The organism is Blautia sp. BIOML-A1, assembly GCF_009883055.1.
Lineage (GTDB): Bacteria > Bacillota > Clostridia > Lachnospirales > Lachnospiraceae > Blautia_A.
Map to the genome: position 1 here is coordinate 66,289 of NZ_WWVR01000008.1, position 14,859 is coordinate 81,147.

General features: G+C 42.2%; 20 protein-coding genes. All 20 read right to left on the reverse strand.

Annotated elements, in window-relative coordinates; all coding sequences use genetic code 11:
* Positions 1–68: 68 nt before the first annotated feature.
* A complete protein-coding gene (locus GT674_RS05670) occupies positions 69–335 on the reverse strand; it encodes an RNA polymerase sigma factor (RefSeq protein ID WP_161284816.1) in 267 nt (88 codons plus the stop codon).
* Between the two features lie 285 nt (positions 336–620).
* Positions 621–1,082 (reverse strand): sigma-70 family RNA polymerase sigma factor, encoded by a 462-nt coding sequence (locus GT674_RS05675; RefSeq protein WP_158422082.1) that lies wholly within the window; start codon positions 1,080–1,082, stop codon positions 621–623.
* Positions 1,083–1,098: 16 nt separating this feature from the next.
* The gene (locus tag GT674_RS05680) at positions 1,099–1,740 is read right to left on the reverse strand and encodes a sigma-70 family RNA polymerase sigma factor (RefSeq protein ID WP_151190434.1); all 642 of its coding nucleotides are present in this window, start codon (positions 1,738–1,740) and stop codon (positions 1,099–1,101) included.
* A 127-nt stretch (positions 1,741–1,867) separates the two neighbouring features.
* Positions 1,868–2,017, reverse strand: a complete 150-nt coding sequence (locus tag GT674_RS17090; protein ID WP_173770149.1) for a hypothetical protein — start codon at positions 2,015–2,017, stop codon at positions 1,868–1,870.
* A 124-nt stretch (positions 2,018–2,141) separates the two neighbouring features.
* Entirely contained in the window at positions 2,142–2,492 is a 351-nt protein-coding gene (locus GT674_RS05685; RefSeq protein ID WP_117639516.1) for a helix-turn-helix domain-containing protein, read from the reverse strand.
* 141 nt (positions 2,493–2,633) lie between these two features.
* On the reverse strand, positions 2,634–2,978 hold the full coding sequence (locus GT674_RS05690) for a DUF6050 family protein (protein WP_158422081.1): 345 nt from the start codon (positions 2,976–2,978) through the stop codon (positions 2,634–2,636).
* Positions 2,979–2,983: 5 nt separating this feature from the next.
* Positions 2,984–4,117, reverse strand: a complete 1,134-nt coding sequence (locus GT674_RS05695; RefSeq protein WP_158422080.1) for a DUF6017 domain-containing protein — start codon at positions 4,115–4,117, stop codon at positions 2,984–2,986.
* A complete protein-coding gene (locus tag GT674_RS05700; protein ID WP_158422090.1) occupies positions 4,098–5,006 on the reverse strand; it encodes a ParB/RepB/Spo0J family partition protein in 909 nt (302 codons plus the stop codon). Before GT674_RS05700 ends, GT674_RS05695 begins: the two co-directional genes overlap by 20 nt.
* On the reverse strand, positions 4,996–5,781 hold the full coding sequence (locus tag GT674_RS05705) for a ParA family protein (protein WP_151190431.1): 786 nt from the start codon (positions 5,779–5,781) through the stop codon (positions 4,996–4,998). Before GT674_RS05705 ends, GT674_RS05700 begins: the two co-directional genes overlap by 11 nt.
* Before the next feature lie 30 nt (positions 5,782–5,811).
* A complete protein-coding gene (locus GT674_RS17095; protein WP_192925986.1) occupies positions 5,812–5,988 on the reverse strand; it encodes a hypothetical protein in 177 nt (58 codons plus the stop codon).
* The gene (locus GT674_RS05710) at positions 5,975–6,448 is read right to left on the reverse strand and encodes a DUF6075 family protein (protein WP_158422079.1); all 474 of its coding nucleotides are present in this window, start codon (positions 6,446–6,448) and stop codon (positions 5,975–5,977) included. Before GT674_RS05710 ends, GT674_RS17095 begins: the two co-directional genes overlap by 14 nt.
* A gap of 219 nt (positions 6,449–6,667) precedes the next feature.
* Positions 6,668–8,710: a lysine--tRNA ligase gene (gene lysS, locus GT674_RS05715; RefSeq protein WP_161284817.1), complete on the reverse strand. Its 2,043-nt coding sequence runs from the start codon at positions 8,708–8,710 to the stop codon at positions 6,668–6,670.
* 34 nt (positions 8,711–8,744) lie between these two features.
* Positions 8,745–9,227 carry a transcription elongation factor GreA gene (gene greA / locus GT674_RS05720; protein ID WP_161284818.1) on the reverse strand — a complete coding sequence of 161 codons (483 nt, stop codon included), beginning with the start codon at positions 9,225–9,227 and terminating at the stop codon, positions 8,745–8,747.
* 219 nt (positions 9,228–9,446) lie between these two features.
* Complete coding sequence (gene dusB, locus GT674_RS05725) at positions 9,447–10,415, reverse strand: tRNA dihydrouridine synthase DusB (RefSeq protein WP_161284819.1); 969 nt, start codon at positions 10,413–10,415, stop codon at positions 9,447–9,449.
* Positions 10,416–10,424: 9 nt separating this feature from the next.
* On the reverse strand, positions 10,425–10,787 hold the full coding sequence (locus tag GT674_RS05730) for a DUF6145 family protein (RefSeq protein WP_161284820.1): 363 nt from the start codon (positions 10,785–10,787) through the stop codon (positions 10,425–10,427).
* Positions 10,788–10,811: 24 nt separating this feature from the next.
* Complete coding sequence (locus GT674_RS05735; protein WP_161284821.1) at positions 10,812–11,618, reverse strand: biotin--[acetyl-CoA-carboxylase] ligase; 807 nt, start codon at positions 11,616–11,618, stop codon at positions 10,812–10,814.
* The gene (gene argF / locus GT674_RS05740; RefSeq protein WP_161284822.1) at positions 11,615–12,616 is read right to left on the reverse strand and encodes an ornithine carbamoyltransferase; all 1,002 of its coding nucleotides are present in this window, start codon (positions 12,614–12,616) and stop codon (positions 11,615–11,617) included. Before argF ends, GT674_RS05735 begins: the two co-directional genes overlap by 4 nt.
* Positions 12,617–12,642: 26 nt before the next feature.
* A complete protein-coding gene (locus GT674_RS05745) occupies positions 12,643–13,587 on the reverse strand; it encodes an SPFH domain-containing protein (protein ID WP_161284823.1) in 945 nt (314 codons plus the stop codon).
* A 1-nt stretch (position 13,588) separates the two neighbouring features.
* Positions 13,589–14,032 (reverse strand): NfeD family protein, encoded by a 444-nt coding sequence (locus GT674_RS05750; RefSeq protein ID WP_330585478.1) that lies wholly within the window; start codon positions 14,030–14,032, stop codon positions 13,589–13,591.
* A 39-nt stretch (positions 14,033–14,071) separates the two neighbouring features.
* Positions 14,072–14,848: a TrmH family RNA methyltransferase gene (locus GT674_RS05755; protein WP_161284824.1), complete on the reverse strand. Its 777-nt coding sequence runs from the start codon at positions 14,846–14,848 to the stop codon at positions 14,072–14,074.
* Between the last annotated feature and the right edge of the window lie 11 nt (positions 14,849–14,859).

A 14,859-nucleotide genomic window follows, 5' to 3' on the forward strand; every position in this document is an offset into this window, starting at 1 on the left:
CTTTAGAGCAGCGCCACAGCATTTGCACATAATAACTCTTTTGGTATAGACCCAGCATTCAGTAGGACTTACTTTCGCATGACCATAAAGAGTTGTCTTACCGTTGGATGCATCCTTCTGAAACGGAGTATGTTTTTACAAATATTAATATTAACTCTTGTCAGCCATGCTCTTTCATGGCTTTCGTCATTAAAGTCCTTTTTTGTATTTAAATATTTCAAAAATGATTCCTGCACTGCATCATAAGCATCCTCTTCGCTACACAGCATAATAATTGATATTTTATACAACAGTTTACAATATTTATTAAAAATCTGATCAGCATTTCTTTTCATCTTTTTTTCTCCTCATATATATCACACATATAATACATAATTGGTGACACCTAAACCAAAAAAGCCAAAAAATATTTAACCACCTGCTACTCACCAAAGATTTTTCTATTCTTCTGCTTGTATTCTATATCATAATTATAGAAGCTAACTTCGGATACATAAACAGCTTTGTAAACTGGCAGCTCTTCCCACCAATTTACAAAGCTGTTTTCATTTCATATACGTTGTCTTATACTGATACTATAACTTTAAATTTATATGATTTTAGAACAATTTTCCACTATTTTAATTGAAATAAATACATCCTCCCTCAATTCCAAGTTCTTTCATTATATTTTTAAGTGTTTTCAAAATTCGTTTTTTTCTGTTCTGTATTGTTTTACGGCTACATCCACAAATTTGTGCCGCTTCTTTCACTGTAACCTCTTCAAAAAATAACAGATAAATCAGATATGCCTCCTGTTCCGGTAACTGTCCTAAACTCTCCTTCAATTTTTTCAGGCATTCACTGCGTACTGCCATCTCCTCCGGCTGTCCTTCCTGCGATATAGAAGTTTTTGCAAAACTGCCTTCCTGCACCACATCAAGACTGCAAACACCGTATTTCTGTTTCTGTTCCTGCTGGTATTTTTCCCTTCTCCGGGACTGATACCATTCCAGATAAACCTCCCTGGTTACTTCCACAAGTGTTCCGTTTTCTGTCCGCAAAATATAATTTTTTCGTTCTTTCGGCTTCTTTCCACGCATATCTTCTTTCCTCCCACTATCTTATCTCTTTTCGATTACAGCCACCTGACCGTACATCTGCATAATATCTCCGCATCCTGTTCATCGCCCTTGACAGGGTTCTGGACACCGCAGACGGAGAAATTCCCAATTCTTTTGACAGTTCATTCTGTGTTTTTTGATGAAAGAAACATCCGTAAAATACCCTTTTCTGCAGTTCCGTCAAAACCTCAAATATTTCATTTACAGACTCTCTGCCAACCAGCATCTCCAATGGAGACTTTTCTTCTGTCTGAAGCATTCCCCATTCTTCCGAAACATCACTGTATGAGATTGTCCAGCCCTGTTCTTTCGATTCCTGATTACGACTCAAACGGTCTTCTCCTTCCAATACCAGACGGATATACCACTCCCTTTGATTAAAAAACTCTTCCGAAATACAGTCCGCCTGTTCCGCATTGTATTGATATTCCCCACAAAAACAAATCGGAAATACCGTAGTGAACCGACTGACCTGATACAACGCATAGCCATTTTGAAATGCCAAGATTTCTGTCTCACAACCCATGCTCTTTTTGGCAATGACCGTTCCATATTCTTTTAATTTTTTTGCAGTAGGAATTTTCATGCCCGGATATGGGACATCTACGATCTGTTTTAATTCCTGTAATGTCAGCATAACTACCACCTCTTCCGGGTGGCAGAAAATAAAAACATCACAGACGAAAAAGCAGTAAAAGACAGCTCCCGGCACACCCGTTTTTTTAACGGGAGCCTGAAACTCCTTTTACTACCACATAAATTTCTTATGCTTTATTTTGTTCTGATAATTCCGGCTGTGAAGCAGCCACTTCATTATCCCTGCTATCTTCCTTTTTCTCCGAAAAAACAGAGAAATCGCCCATTGCATCATATGGGCATCTTTGTCTGTATGCAAGGCACTCTTCCCTTGTCATATCCTGCCTCCTTTCTGCCCGCATCTGTTCTCTTTCCTGACTTAAAGTTTAACAACATTGGCTTTCCATTACCTCAACAGATATGGGGATATTTCTAAATATTCCCACCATATCTGTTGAATTTCTACAATTCCGTACCAAATCCCTCAATCAACACTTCCATTGTCTTTTCCAAAATTTTCTGTTCTTTCCGTTTCAGTTTTTTCGCACGACAAATCAAATCATACAGACGATGGTTTTCTTCTTCCTTACATTCCCCCAATAGTGTTCCTGCATCGGTTTTCAGAATCACCGCCAGCTTCCTGAATATCTCAATAGACATTGCTGTCTGTCCTCCCTCAATCCTGCTGATCGTGTTGGGGCTGATACCTGCTTTTTCTGCTAATACTTCCTGTGATAAGTGAATTTCCTGCCGCCTTTTGCGAATACGGTTTCCTAAGTCAATCAAATCCTGCGATTCCGCACGATTACCCAACACGCTTCCTCCTTTACTTTGCGACACCGTGTCGCAAGGTTTTTCTTAAAAAGGGCAAAAAAGCAGCCAATATTTTTTACGCATTGGCTGCTCTTCACACTCTATATTCTATTTTTCATACTTTGTTTTTACTCTTTGAAATCATGTCCTGAATACTTTTTTTACTATCCACAAACCACCATATCCAATGCTCTTTAACAGATATTTTCCTGCCATAAGCAAACGCCATGTCAAAACCATGCTGCCTATCAATCCTCCTACCAGCAGATTAAAAGCAAACATTCCAACAGTACCTCCTATATCAAATCCTTTTGGAATCATCCAAAAATACATTTTTTGTACGCCAAATGGAATCCCTGAAACTATCCACAATTTCCGGTAATCACACACACCGTTTTCCACACAAAACGGATAAACAATCAGCATTACCACAGCTATCCCTAAAAGCGGAACTGCCACATTCTCCAAAAATTCTTTTCTTCTCATCCGTTTTATCCTCCTCCATACATATCGTGATTCACTTCTGCTCTGTAATAATTTTCTATGGTCATGGTTGAATTGTAGAGTGTTGTCAGAAGATACGCCCGGATATTTCCTACCTTGCTGGTATTCTTCTCAAGGCAGCCAACGACATATTCAATATGCCCATGTTCCACCTTCATAAAGCGGTTCTTCACAATCACCACAGGCTTGTCCACTCCGCCAATACGAACAGTGCTGTTATCCGGCATGACCATAACCTCTACCATCAGTTCCACAAGTTCATCCACTTCCTCCTGTTGTCGATACCTGCTGTCCTCAAAACACTCATACGAAATATTTTCCCTGATAATTTTCCGATAGGCTTCCATCTCTTCCACCATATCAATCATTCCTGCTGTTTTCCTCACTGATAGATGAGAAGGATTTGATAAGATATTATCTGTCTCGTTAAAATCAGTTTCACTACTCTCAGTATCGTTATACTCATTTTCACTAAAATCAGTATTGTTAATATCAGTATTATTAGATTGTGATTTTGGACATTCAAGAGTTGTGATTTTCACTATTCCAGAATTGTGATTTTCATCATTCTTGAATTGTGATTCTGCACATTCCTGAATTGTGGTTTTCATCATTCCTGAATTGTGATTTTCATCATTCTTGAATTGTGATTTTGGACATTCCTGAATTGTGGTTTTCACAACTCTTGAATTGTGATTTTCACAATTCTGTGTATTTACAGGCTTTTCCGGCTCTTTTTCTTCCTTTTCAGGCTGTTTGACCATAAAATTCTTCACATAAATCACGTTGGGTTTCCCCAATCCAAGCCGCCTTTTTTCCACCAGACCAATGCCCTTTTCACTATCCAGTTCCTTTAATAACCGCACTGCCTTCTGTGTGCCACAGTTCATAAGCTCCGCAATTTCTTCCACAGTAAAAATAATGTATACCCTGTCCTCTTCATCGAACCAGCGATTTTTAATACTCAGGCTCATACGGTCCAGCAACAGACCGTATAAAACCTTTGCTTCGCAGGAAATAGTTTTGAAGCATTCTGCGGTAAATAAAATTTTCGGAATCCGGTAAAAGGTATACTGTTCCGCTTCCATTCCACGAAAATAATCAAACTGTATCTCCTGCATCTTCCTGTTCCTCCTTCCCTTTCTTCTTTCTCCACTGTTCCAACAGCGTATAAATTACTTCCTCAACCTGCTCTTTTGTATAGGCTGGCGGAAAATACGAGCGTACCTTCTTTGCCGAAAGAGTTACCTTTATTTCTGCTTCCTTTTTCTGCAATAAAACAGAATAGATAATTCCCTGATTCAACGTCTTTTCCCTGCTATGATTCTTGAATAACTCCGCCTGTTTATCTGTTACCGTCAAAACTGCATTATCTATTGCCTCTAACACCCATTCCTGTTCTTCTACCGTCAGAAAAGAAAGTTTCTCTCCCGCTTTCATGGAAAGTCTTTTATTGTCTACATAGTCTAATAATCTGGAAATAAGGAATGATAGACGGATATACCGCTGAACCGTCCTTCCGCTTTCGCCAGCAGCTTCTCCTACCAGATCAGCCGTATGCTTCTCTCCCTTGCTTCCCTGATGCTTCATGGCTTCATATTTCATCTTATAGGCATGTGCTTTCTCACTGGGCAGAATATCTTCCCTTTGGATGTTCGTATCTACCATTATCACCGTAGCGGTATCATCATCCATTTCCCGGATAATCACTGGCATCTCTTCCATTCCTGCCAGTTCACACGCCCGCCATCTGCGGTGCCCTGCCACCATCTCATACTCACCATCACCATACGGACGTACAATTCCCGGCATCAATATTCCATATCTTTTTACACTCTCCACAGTCTCCTGCATTTTTTCATCATCCAATACCCGGAATGGATGGTCTTTGAAGGTGTGAAAAAGACGAATCGGAACGGATACAACCTTCTCTCCTGCCGTTACTTCACTACTGCCAAATAAATCATCATAAGAAGTCAGCTTTATCTTTTCTGCGCTCTTACTCTTCATCATCCAACACCTCCCCTGTCAGATAGTGATAGCCCTCTGCCACAATTCCTTTCGGGTCATGGAGATAGATGCTTTTTCCCTCTGCGGTAGTTTCAGCCGCCCTCACAGACATCGGTATGCAATTTGCAAAAATATGTATTTTGTTTCCGTACACCTCTCGAATCTGAGCTGCAATATCCTTTGCAAAATTTGTCCTGCGGTCTACTTTTGTGAACAAAATCCCCATGATAGAAAGTTCCGGATTCAGTTTTCTGTGTACCCGCCCTATTGTCTTAATAAGCTGCTGTAACCCTTTAACCGGAAGGTAAGCCGCTTCTACTGGAATTAATACTCTGTCAGCCGCTACCAAAGCGTTAATGGTAATCATACCCAGCGAAGGCATACAGTCAATCAGGATATAATCATACTGTTTTTTTATCCCACATATATACTGCCGCAATACCATTTCCCGGCTCATGACATTCACAAGGGAAGTCTCCAATCCTGCAAGTTCAATATTGGCAGGGATAAAATCCACCCCTTCCTCATGATGGATAATTCCTTCTCCCGGCTCCGGTTCCTTGTCATTGATAAGTTTTTCCATAATATTGACCAGTGTCTCATCCAGCTCGTCCGGTTCCTGAATCCCAAGACTGACCGCCATGCTTCCCTGTGCATCTGCCTCAATCAGAAGCACTTTTTTCCCTTCCCTTGCAAGACCGATTCCTAAATTCACACAGGTAGTTGTCTTTCCGACACCACCTTTTTGGTTTGCGACTGCGATTACTCTACACATACTTTCTTCCTGCCTTTCTCCTGTCATGCTTTACTGCATGGTATTTTCTCTTTTCTCTATTTCTGCGTATACACGAAAATATTTGTTTGTTCCTTTATTTGCAAACGGTTTCGATACTCCAAGCACCCGGATTTTCGGGTGCTGTTGCAGAAGTTTCCCAAACCACTGTATATCCTTAACTGTTCCCTGTAATCTAACCTTCAGCATATGAATCCTCCCAATCCCAATAAAAACAATACTCCGGATAACGGATTTTGACTGCCTCCCAAAAGTACCTTGCATATCCACAGCAAAATAAATCACTGACCGAATATTCTCTGCATTCATTCACCTGACGCTCACTGTCTCCCTCATAATCATAAACACTAGGAGTACCATCACAATACAGGTTAAATGCCAGCCGTACAATCCTTACGCTGCCGCTTGTCTGCCAGCCTTCATGCAGGCATTCCGTTTTCACGTATCCTGTCTTAAAATCGTATATCTGTTCTGCGTTTTCTCTTGTATCCCGGTCAATTCCGAGACAATACACCAATGCCTTGTGGTATACATCCTGATATCTGCACTTTGGCAGATAGGTGTAATAAAATTTTTCGTGCTCCTTATTTTTGAAAGTAATTGTGCGAGTAGTATCTTTACCTGCTCTTAACGCTGTGTTATTTGCCATTTTGATTTCCTCCTGTTTTTTTGTACATGACCGTAACAAAAAAGACACTCTTCTAAAATTTCTCTTAGAAAAGTGTCCTCATAATGTAAAAATATTGATTTCATTTTGCATGGACTATTTAAAATCATTTATTATAGCCCGTTAAGGAGGTTTTATTTGTCGTACCTTTGTCGTACTCTACATCAAAAAGCCTACATTTTTTAATCCTTTATCGGATTTTTAATACAGCTTTGCACCAGCCGGAATATGTTCATCTACCATCAGTAAATGTAATCCCTCTCTTCCGTCTTCCTCGTGTACTGCTGAAATCAGCATACCTTCGGAATCAATGCCCATCATCTTTCTCGGCGGAAGGTTTACGATTGCAATCGCTGTTTTTCCTACCAGTTCTTCCGGTTCATAATACTCGTGAATACCGCTTAAAATCGTGCGTTTACGGTCTGTTCCGTCATTCAGAGTGAACTTTAAAAGCTTCTTACTCTTCGGAACTGCCTCACACGCTTCAATCTTTACGGCTCGAAAATCTGACTTGCTGAAAGTGTCAAAGTCAACGTTTTCTTCAAAAAGCGGTTCGATTTTTACATTGGAAAAATCAATCTTCTCAGCAGGTTTTTCCTCTGCTTTTACAGCCGGTGCTGCCTGTGCCGCATTGTTTGCTTCGTTCTTTGCAGCACCCTGTGACTTCATTGTCGGGAACAGCAGTACGTCTCTGATTGCCTGGCTGTCTGTAAGAAGCATAACCAGACGGTCAATTCCGTATCCGATACCACCTGTAGGCGGCATACCGATCTCCAGTGCGTTCAGGAAGTCCTCATCCGTATGGTTTGCTTCCTCGTCACCGGCGTCAGCAAGAGCATCCTGTGCTTTAAAACGCTCTCTCTGGTCGATCGGGTCATTCAGCTCGGAATATGCGTTACACATTTCCCATGTATTACAGAAAAGTTCGAAACGCTCTACCTTGCTCGGATCAGAAGGTTTCTTCTTGGTCAGCGGAGAAATCTCAATTGGGTGATCCATGATAAATGTAGGCTGGATCAGTTCTTTCTCACAGTACTCCTCAAAGAAGAGATTAATGATATCACCCTTCTTATGATGTGCCTCATATTCAATATGATGCTCGTCAGCAAGTTTCTTGGCTGCCTCATCATCTGCTACTTCATCAAAGTCAATTCCTGCATATTTCTTGATTGCTTCGTTCATTGTCAGACGTGCAAACGGCTTACCAAGATCGATTTCTACACCATTATAGGAAATCTTAGTGGAACCGCAGACTTTTTCTGCCAGATAACGGAACATGGACTCAGTAAGTTCCATCATTCCCTCATAATCGGTGTATGCCTGATAAAGCTCCATCAGAGTGAATTCCGGATTGTGACGTGTATCAACACCTTCATTACGGAATACACGGCCGATCTCATAAACTCTCTCAAGTCCACCGACGATCAGTCTCTTCAGATAAAGCTCCAGAGAGATACGAAGCTTAACGTCTTCGTTCAGGGCATTGTAATGTGTTTCAAACGGTCTTGCAGCTGCTCCACCTGCATTGGAAACAAGCATTGGAGTTTCGACTTCCATAAAGTCACGTCCTGCAAGGAAGTTACGGATCTCCTTGAGGATCTGGGAACGTTTGATAAATACGTTCTTGCTGTCCTGATTCATGATAAGGTCTACATATCTCTGACGATAACGTGTATCTGTATCTGTCAGTCCGTGAAATTTCTCCGGAAGGATCTGCAAACTCTTGGTCAGCATAGTCATTTTTTCAGCGTGGATAGAAATCTCGCCTGTTCTTGTTCTGAAAGCAAAACCTTCCAGGCCGAAGATATCACCGATATCGGATTTCTTGAAATCTGCATAAGATTCTTCTCCGATAGCATCTCTTGCCACATAGACCTGGATATTTCCCTGCAGGTCCTGAATATTACAGAAAGAAGCTTTTCCCATGACACGCTTAAACATCATACGGCCGGCGATCGCAACGTGGATCGGGCTCGCATCCATGATTTCTCTTCTCTCTTCATAGTCCTTTTTGAGGACTTCTCTTGCCTGTGCTTCATCAAGACCTTCTACATCTGGAGTCTTGCGGTCTTTTAAGATCTCTGCCTCATGTGCTTCATAGAGATTCTTCACCTCAAGTGAATGATGTGTCTGGTCAAATTTTGTGATCTGAAACGGGTCCTTTCCGTTTGCCTGTAAATCTGCAAGCTTCTCACGACGAACCTTCAGCAGCTGGTTTGTATCCTGCTTCTTCTGCTCTGCCACTTCTTTGGCCTCCTTCTGTTCTTAGACTGATTTATTAGATGTTTCTCTGGATTTCCAGAACTTTGTATTTCATAATTCCCATCGGCATCTCTACTTCAACAACATCGCCTGTATGAGCACCGATCAGAGCTTTTCCTACAGGGGATTCGTTGGAGATTTTGCCCTCCAGGCTGTTAGCCTCTGTAGAACCAACGAGCTTTAATTCCATTTCTTCTTCGAATTCATAATCGTATACTTTAACCTTGCATCCAACGCTGATCTTGTCAAGATCTACTTCGTCTTCTACAACAACTTCTGCATTCTTAAGGATCTTCTCGATCTCTTCGATTCTTGCTTCGATATCTCTCTGCTCATCCTTTGCAGCATCATACTCAGCGTTCTCAGAAAGGTCTCCCTGCTCTCTTGCTTCTTTGATTTTCTCTGCTACTTCTTTTCTCTTTACAACCTTTAAATCGTGCAGTTCATCTTCCAGTTTCTTAAGACCTGCATATGTTAATAAATTCTTTTTTTCTTCCATAATCCTACACCCTTTCAAAATAAACGGATATTCATTGGATATACACTCCCAGAACAATCATACCTCAAAAAGGGCAGACTTATTCTAGGATATTCACAATTCCAGTATTATACCGAAATCTATATACCTTGTCAAGCGTAAAACACCCCATTTTACAACGATTTCCGCCGTTTTTTCTCGTTATTGACAGCTTATTCCAAAGCTCTGTTTTTCCCTTTCTTACCTGTTTGCAAGATCAAAATCCAACAGCTTCTCCAACTCCTCATAACTGCTTACCAGATTGGAATCTCTTCTCAATCCGGCACTGTGCTTCATTCCGGACGTATACCATGCAATATGCTTACGCATTTCTCGAATTCCTGTAAATTCACCCTTCAGTTCAATCTGCATTCTCGCATGGCGAAGAATCATCTCTCGTGTTTCTTCCCAGGATGGTTTCGAAAGTACTTCCCCTGTAGTAAAATAATGATTCAATTCACGGAAGATCCAGGGATTTCCTCGAACTGCCCGGCCGATCATAATACCGTCGCATCCGGTTGCTTTTACCAGTGCCTCTGCTTTCTTTGCTGAATCCACATCGCCGTTTCCAATCACAGGAATGGAAACTGCCTCTTTGATCCTGCGGATTGTATCCCAGTCTGCCTCTCCGGAATAATACTGCTGTCTTGTTCTTCCATGAACCGCAACTGCTGCAGCACCGGAATCTTCGATGATCTTTGCGATCTCCACCGGATCCACCGGATAGCCTTCAAATCCAATACGGATTTTTGCCGTCACCGGCTTCTTTATTGCATGAGAGACCTTCGTCACAATCTCCCGGATCAGTTCGGGATTCTTAAGAAGTGCAGAGCCTTCCCCATTGTTGACCACCTTCGGCACCGGACATCCCATATTGATATCCAGAATATCAAAAGGCTGCTCCTCTATGCTCTTGGCAACCTCTGCCATCAGATCCGGTTCACTTCCAAAAATCTGCATGGAAACCGGATGCTCCGCCGGATCGATCTGCATAAGAGAAATTGTATTTTTGTTATGAAAAGAAATTGCCTTGGCACTGACCATCTCTGTACACAGAAGTCCTGCTCCCTGTTCTTTACATAACAAACGGAATGGCAGGTCTGTCACGCCTGCCATTGGTGCCAGAATAAATGGATTTTCCATCTCAACCTGGCCGATTTTCCACCGCATATTCATAATTTACTCCTCGTTATCCACATGTTCCACAGAATCTTCCATATCTTCTCCAAGGAAAAATACACGGTAGTACATTTCCAGGGATTCCAGAAGTTCTCTTTTTTCTGCCTGGATCTGTTTGATTTTCAGAACGCTTCCAATCTCATCATATCTGAAATCAGAATCCGTTGCTTCTGTCTTAAACTGCAGATTTCCGGTCTCATCAAATTCCAGTGTCAGGATTCCTCCCACATCTTCCGTATACAGTACGCACATAACCTGCAGTTCCTGTTTGATCGTCTCCGGAAGAGAAGCAAAATCCTGGTTAAAATAATATTTCTGCTCATAGGCACTTGCGCCGCAGAGTACAACATTTTCCTGATACATAAAAACTCCTTCATCTAGTTTTAATCACACGTAACTGTACAGACCTCTCACAGATACCTCACCGGAACATACCTTTCGAATCTCACCATCTGCAACCTTCACCAGAAGCTCTCCCTCACGGTCAATTCCGATTGCAATCCCCTCATATGGATTTATCTTATCCAGTATCCGCACCGGCTGATTTCTGTTTGCAAGCATTACATTATAATCATCGATCAAAGGTGACAGATCACAGGTTTCTGTAAACTTCTCATAGTTTCTCTCAAACTTTTCCATGATCAGACTGATCAGACGGTTTCTGTCATATTTTTTTCCTGTTTCCAGATAAAGCGAAGTTGCTTTGTCCTTAAGTTCATCCGGAAATTCTTCCAGATTTACATTGATTCCATCACCGATGACTACCTCTCGGATTCTTCCTTTTTCGAGACCCATTTCTGTTAAAATCCCACAGATTTTTTTGCGGGAGACTACAACATCATTCGGCCATTTGATGGAAACCTCTATATCCAGTTCTCTTACTGCCTGTGCCACACTCAGTCCCATAACAAGTGTCAGCATGGATGCATACTGTGGCTCAAAATCAGGACGCAGAAGAACAGACATCATAATGGAACTTCCCTCCGGAGCCGTCCAGCGGCGTCCAAGACGTCCCTTGCCTGCAGACTGAAATTCGGTGACTGCCAGGGTGCCATGTTCTGCTCCTTCTTTTGAAAGACGCTTGCACCATTCATTTGTGGAGTCCGTTTCTTTTGCAAAATGGACGGTTTTGCCCGCCCATTTTGTGTGTATTTCCTTTAAAATTGTTTCTTTTGAATATACAGTATCTATCATTTGTTCTCCGGTTCTCCAAGAGTAGCTACCATAACTGCTTTGATCGTATGCATACGGTTTTCAGCTTCGTCGAACACATGAGACTGCTCAGACTCAAAAACTTCATCTGTAACTTCCATATCTGTCAGATTGAATCTTTCGCCCATTTCCTTGCCGATCTTTGTCTTAAGATCATGGAATGCAGGCAGGCAATGAAGGAAGATTGCTTTTTCTCCGGCATTTTTCATAACTGCCTTCGTTACTTTATATGGTGTCAGTTCTCTGATACGTTCTTCCCAGACTTCATCCGGCTCACCCATGGATACCCATACGTCTGTATAAATAACATCTGCATCTTTGGTTCCTGCCTCAACATCCTCTGTAAGAGTAATACTTCCGCCGGAAGCCTCTGCATATGTTCTGCACAGATCTACAAGTTCCTGATTCGGGAAGTATTTCTTTGTTGTGCAGGCAACAAAGTGCATTCCCAGTTTGGAGCATGCGATCATCAGGGAATTACCCATATTGTAGCGGGCATCTCCCATGTATACCAGACGACGTCCCTTAAGATCTCCAAAATGCTCACGGATGGTCAGCATATCAGCCAGCATCTGTGTCGGATGATATTCATTTGTCAGACCATTCCATACCGGAACTCCTGCATATTTTGCAAGGTCTTCTACGATTTCCTGTCCAAATCCTCTGTATTCGATTCCCTCATACATTCTTCCGAGAACTCTTGCTGTGTCTGCAATGCTCTCCTTCTTACCGATCTGAGAACCAGTCGGATCCAGATAGGTACTGCCCATTCCAAGATCGTGAGCAGCTACTTCAAATGCACAGCGTGTTCTTGTACTTGTCTTTTCGAAGATCAGGGCAATATTTTTGCCTTTGTAATACTCATGAAGCTCTCCGGCTTTTTTCTTTGCTTTTAATTCAGCAGCCAGATCGATGAGATATGTGATCTCTTCCGGTGTAAAATCTTTGAGTGTCAGAAAATTACGTCCTTTTAAATTCATAATAATTTCTCCTCCTCTTTCTGGTATTATTCTTCGTTAGATTTTGGTTCCTCTGTAATGATCTCTTTAAGGGAAGATGCAAGTCCTGCCATACCCTGAATTTCAGACGGAATAATGATCTTGGTTGCTTTACCATCTGCTGCCTTCATAAAGGCCTCCAGACTCTTCAGAGTAAGGACTGCCTGATCTGCACCTGCTTCACGGATCATACGGATTCCCTCGGCATTTGCTTTCTGAACCTTAAGAACTGCTTCTGCCTGACCTTCTGCTTCCTTGATCATCTTCTCTTTTTCTGCTTCTGCACGAAGAATCGCAGCCTGTTTCTCTGCCTCTGCATCCAGAATTGCAGATTCCTTATGTCCCTCAGCAACAAGGATCGTGGATTTCTTCTCTCCTTCTGCACGAAGGATTGCTTCTCGTCTCTCACGTTCCGCTTTCATCTGCTTCTCCATAGCTTCCTGGATTGCTGCCGGTGGAATAATATTCTTAAGTTCTACACGATTTACCTTAATTCCCCATGGATCTGTTGCCACATCCAGCGAAGCTCGCATTTTGGTATTGATGGTCTCACGAGAAGTCAGTGTCTCATCAAGTTCCATATCACCGATGATATTTCGCAGCGTTGTTGCAGAAAGGTTCTCGATCGCCATGATCGGATTCTCCACACCATAAGCAAATAATTTCGGATCTGTGATCTGGAAAAACACTACGGTATCAATCTGCATGGTTACATTATCTTTGGTGATAACCGGCTGTGGTGGAAAATCCACTACCTGTTCTTTCAGATTGACTCTTCTTGCAACACGGTCGATAAACGGTGTCTTAAAGTGAATTCCTGTATTCCAGGTTTCCTTATAGGCGCCCAGTCGTTCTACTACTATCGCATATGCCTGCGGCACAATACGGATACAGGATGCCAGTACCCAAAGGACGATTGCGATAATAACAACCAAAAAAACAAATCCACCCATACTACAATTCCTCCTTACATTTTTTTACAATCAGTTTTACACCTTGAACTGCTTCAATTTCTACTACTGATTTCTCCGGAATTGTCTCCTCATCGGATTCCGTCCTTGCCATCCACTCGATATCGTTGATCCGGACCTGCCCCATCTGAGACAGATTGTCAATCTTCTGGATGACAACAGCCCTTTTTCCGATCAGACTATTCACATTTGTTCTGGTAACTCCCCGTTTCATATACCTGACAGCAAGCGGCCTGGTAAAAATCAATAATATCAGTGATACAATCAGAAACAATATCCACTGTACTATGATGTCTGCACCTGCCGCTGAAGCAATTGCCGCAAGCAGTGCTCCACCTGCAAACCAGACCGTCACAAGACCTACCGTCACTGCCTCTATGATCAGAAAAATTGCCAGAATCACAAGCCACAGTAAAGGATCCATCATATCCTCCTTCCGGCTATAAAAGCAATACAGCCTCTACATTTAATTTCTACGCTGCCTTGAAGCTTCATACATCAGGATTCCGGCAGCCATTGCTGCATTGAGAGATTCCACCTGCCCGCACATTGGGATCCGGATCAGACAGTCTGCTGCCTCTGCTGCCTGTTCGGTAAGACCCTTACCTTCATTTCCGATAAGAAATGCAGTTCCACCTCTATAGTCTTCCCTGTCGTAAGAATTTTTCCCCTGTAAATGTGCGGCAAAAAACCGGATTCCCCTGTCCTGAAGCTGCTGCTTTAATGATACCACATCTTCCACATATAAAAAAGGAATTCTGTACACAGAACCCATAGTTGCACGGATCACCTTAGGATTCGTGATATCCACACAGGTCTTTGTAAGAAAAACACCGCTGACTCCTGCACCTTCACCGGTTCTTATGATCGTTCCGGCATTGCCGGGATCCTGAAGATCCTCCAGAACCATGATCAGCGGATTTTTTTCTTTGAGAAGATCCTCCATCTGATAAGACGGCTGTCTGAGAACTGTAAGAATTCCCTGCGGAGTCTGTGTATCACACATCTGTCTGAAAACACTGTTCTCTACCGCTTCCCACGAAAATCTATGGACTTTCTGCATGATTTCTTCATCTTCAAGCATAGACTCTGCCACATAAATCCTGTCGATCAGATTCTCCGGGGCTTCCAGAAACATCTTTCTGCCTTCCGCCACAAAAAGTTTCTGTTCCCTCCTGGCCTTCGCCTTCTGATTTAATTTTATGATGTTTTTAACCTGTGTATTCTGTGCACTGGTAATCATAAGCTCTCCTT

Bases quoted from the DNA above. Each gene is read 5' to 3' on its own strand.
- GT674_RS05670 (WP_161284816.1), bottom strand. From the start codon at position 335: ATGAAAAGAAATGCTGATCAGATTTTTAATAAATATTGTAAACTGTTG.
- GT674_RS05675 (WP_158422082.1), bottom strand. From the start codon at position 1,082: ATGCGTGGAAAGAAGCCGAAAGAACGAAAAAATTATATTTTGCGGACA.
- GT674_RS05680 (WP_151190434.1), bottom strand. From the start codon at position 1,740: ATGCTGACATTACAGGAATTAAAACAGATCGTAGATGTCCCATATCCG.
- GT674_RS17090 (WP_173770149.1), bottom strand. From the start codon at position 2,017: ATGACAAGGGAAGAGTGCCTTGCATACAGACAAAGATGCCCATATGAT.
- GT674_RS05690 (WP_158422081.1), bottom strand. From the start codon at position 2,978: ATGAGAAGAAAAGAATTTTTGGAGAATGTGGCAGTTCCGCTTTTAGGG.
- GT674_RS05695 (WP_158422080.1), bottom strand. From the start codon at position 4,117: ATGCAGGAGATACAGTTTGATTATTTTCGTGGAATGGAAGCGGAACAG.
- GT674_RS05700 (WP_158422090.1), bottom strand. From the start codon at position 5,006: ATGAAGAGTAAGAGCGCAGAAAAGATAAAGCTGACTTCTTATGATGAT.
- GT674_RS05705 (WP_151190431.1), bottom strand. From the start codon at position 5,781: ATGTGTAGAGTAATCGCAGTCGCAAACCAAAAAGGTGGTGTCGGAAAG.
- GT674_RS17095 (WP_192925986.1), bottom strand. From the start codon at position 5,988: ATGCTGAAGGTTAGATTACAGGGAACAGTTAAGGATATACAGTGGTTT.
- GT674_RS05710 (WP_158422079.1), bottom strand. From the start codon at position 6,448: ATGGCAAATAACACAGCGTTAAGAGCAGGTAAAGATACTACTCGCACA.
- greA (WP_161284818.1), bottom strand. From the start codon at position 9,227: ATGGAAGAAAAAAAGAATTTATTAACATATGCAGGTCTTAAGAAACTG.
- dusB (WP_161284819.1), bottom strand. From the start codon at position 10,415: ATGCGGTGGAAAATCGGCCAGGTTGAGATGGAAAATCCATTTATTCTG.
- GT674_RS05730 (WP_161284820.1), bottom strand. From the start codon at position 10,787: ATGTATCAGGAAAATGTTGTACTCTGCGGCGCAAGTGCCTATGAGCAG.
- GT674_RS05735 (WP_161284821.1), bottom strand. From the start codon at position 11,618: ATGATAGATACTGTATATTCAAAAGAAACAATTTTAAAGGAAATACAC.
- argF (WP_161284822.1), bottom strand. From the start codon at position 12,616: ATGAATTTAAAAGGACGTAATTTTCTGACACTCAAAGATTTTACACCG.
- GT674_RS05745 (WP_161284823.1), bottom strand. From the start codon at position 13,587: ATGGGTGGATTTGTTTTTTTGGTTGTTATTATCGCAATCGTCCTTTGG.
- GT674_RS05750 (WP_330585478.1), bottom strand. From the start codon at position 14,032: ATGATGGATCCTTTACTGTGGCTTGTGATTCTGGCAATTTTTCTGATC.
- GT674_RS05755 (WP_161284824.1), bottom strand. From the start codon at position 14,848: ATGATTACCAGTGCACAGAATACACAGGTTAAAAACATCATAAAATTA.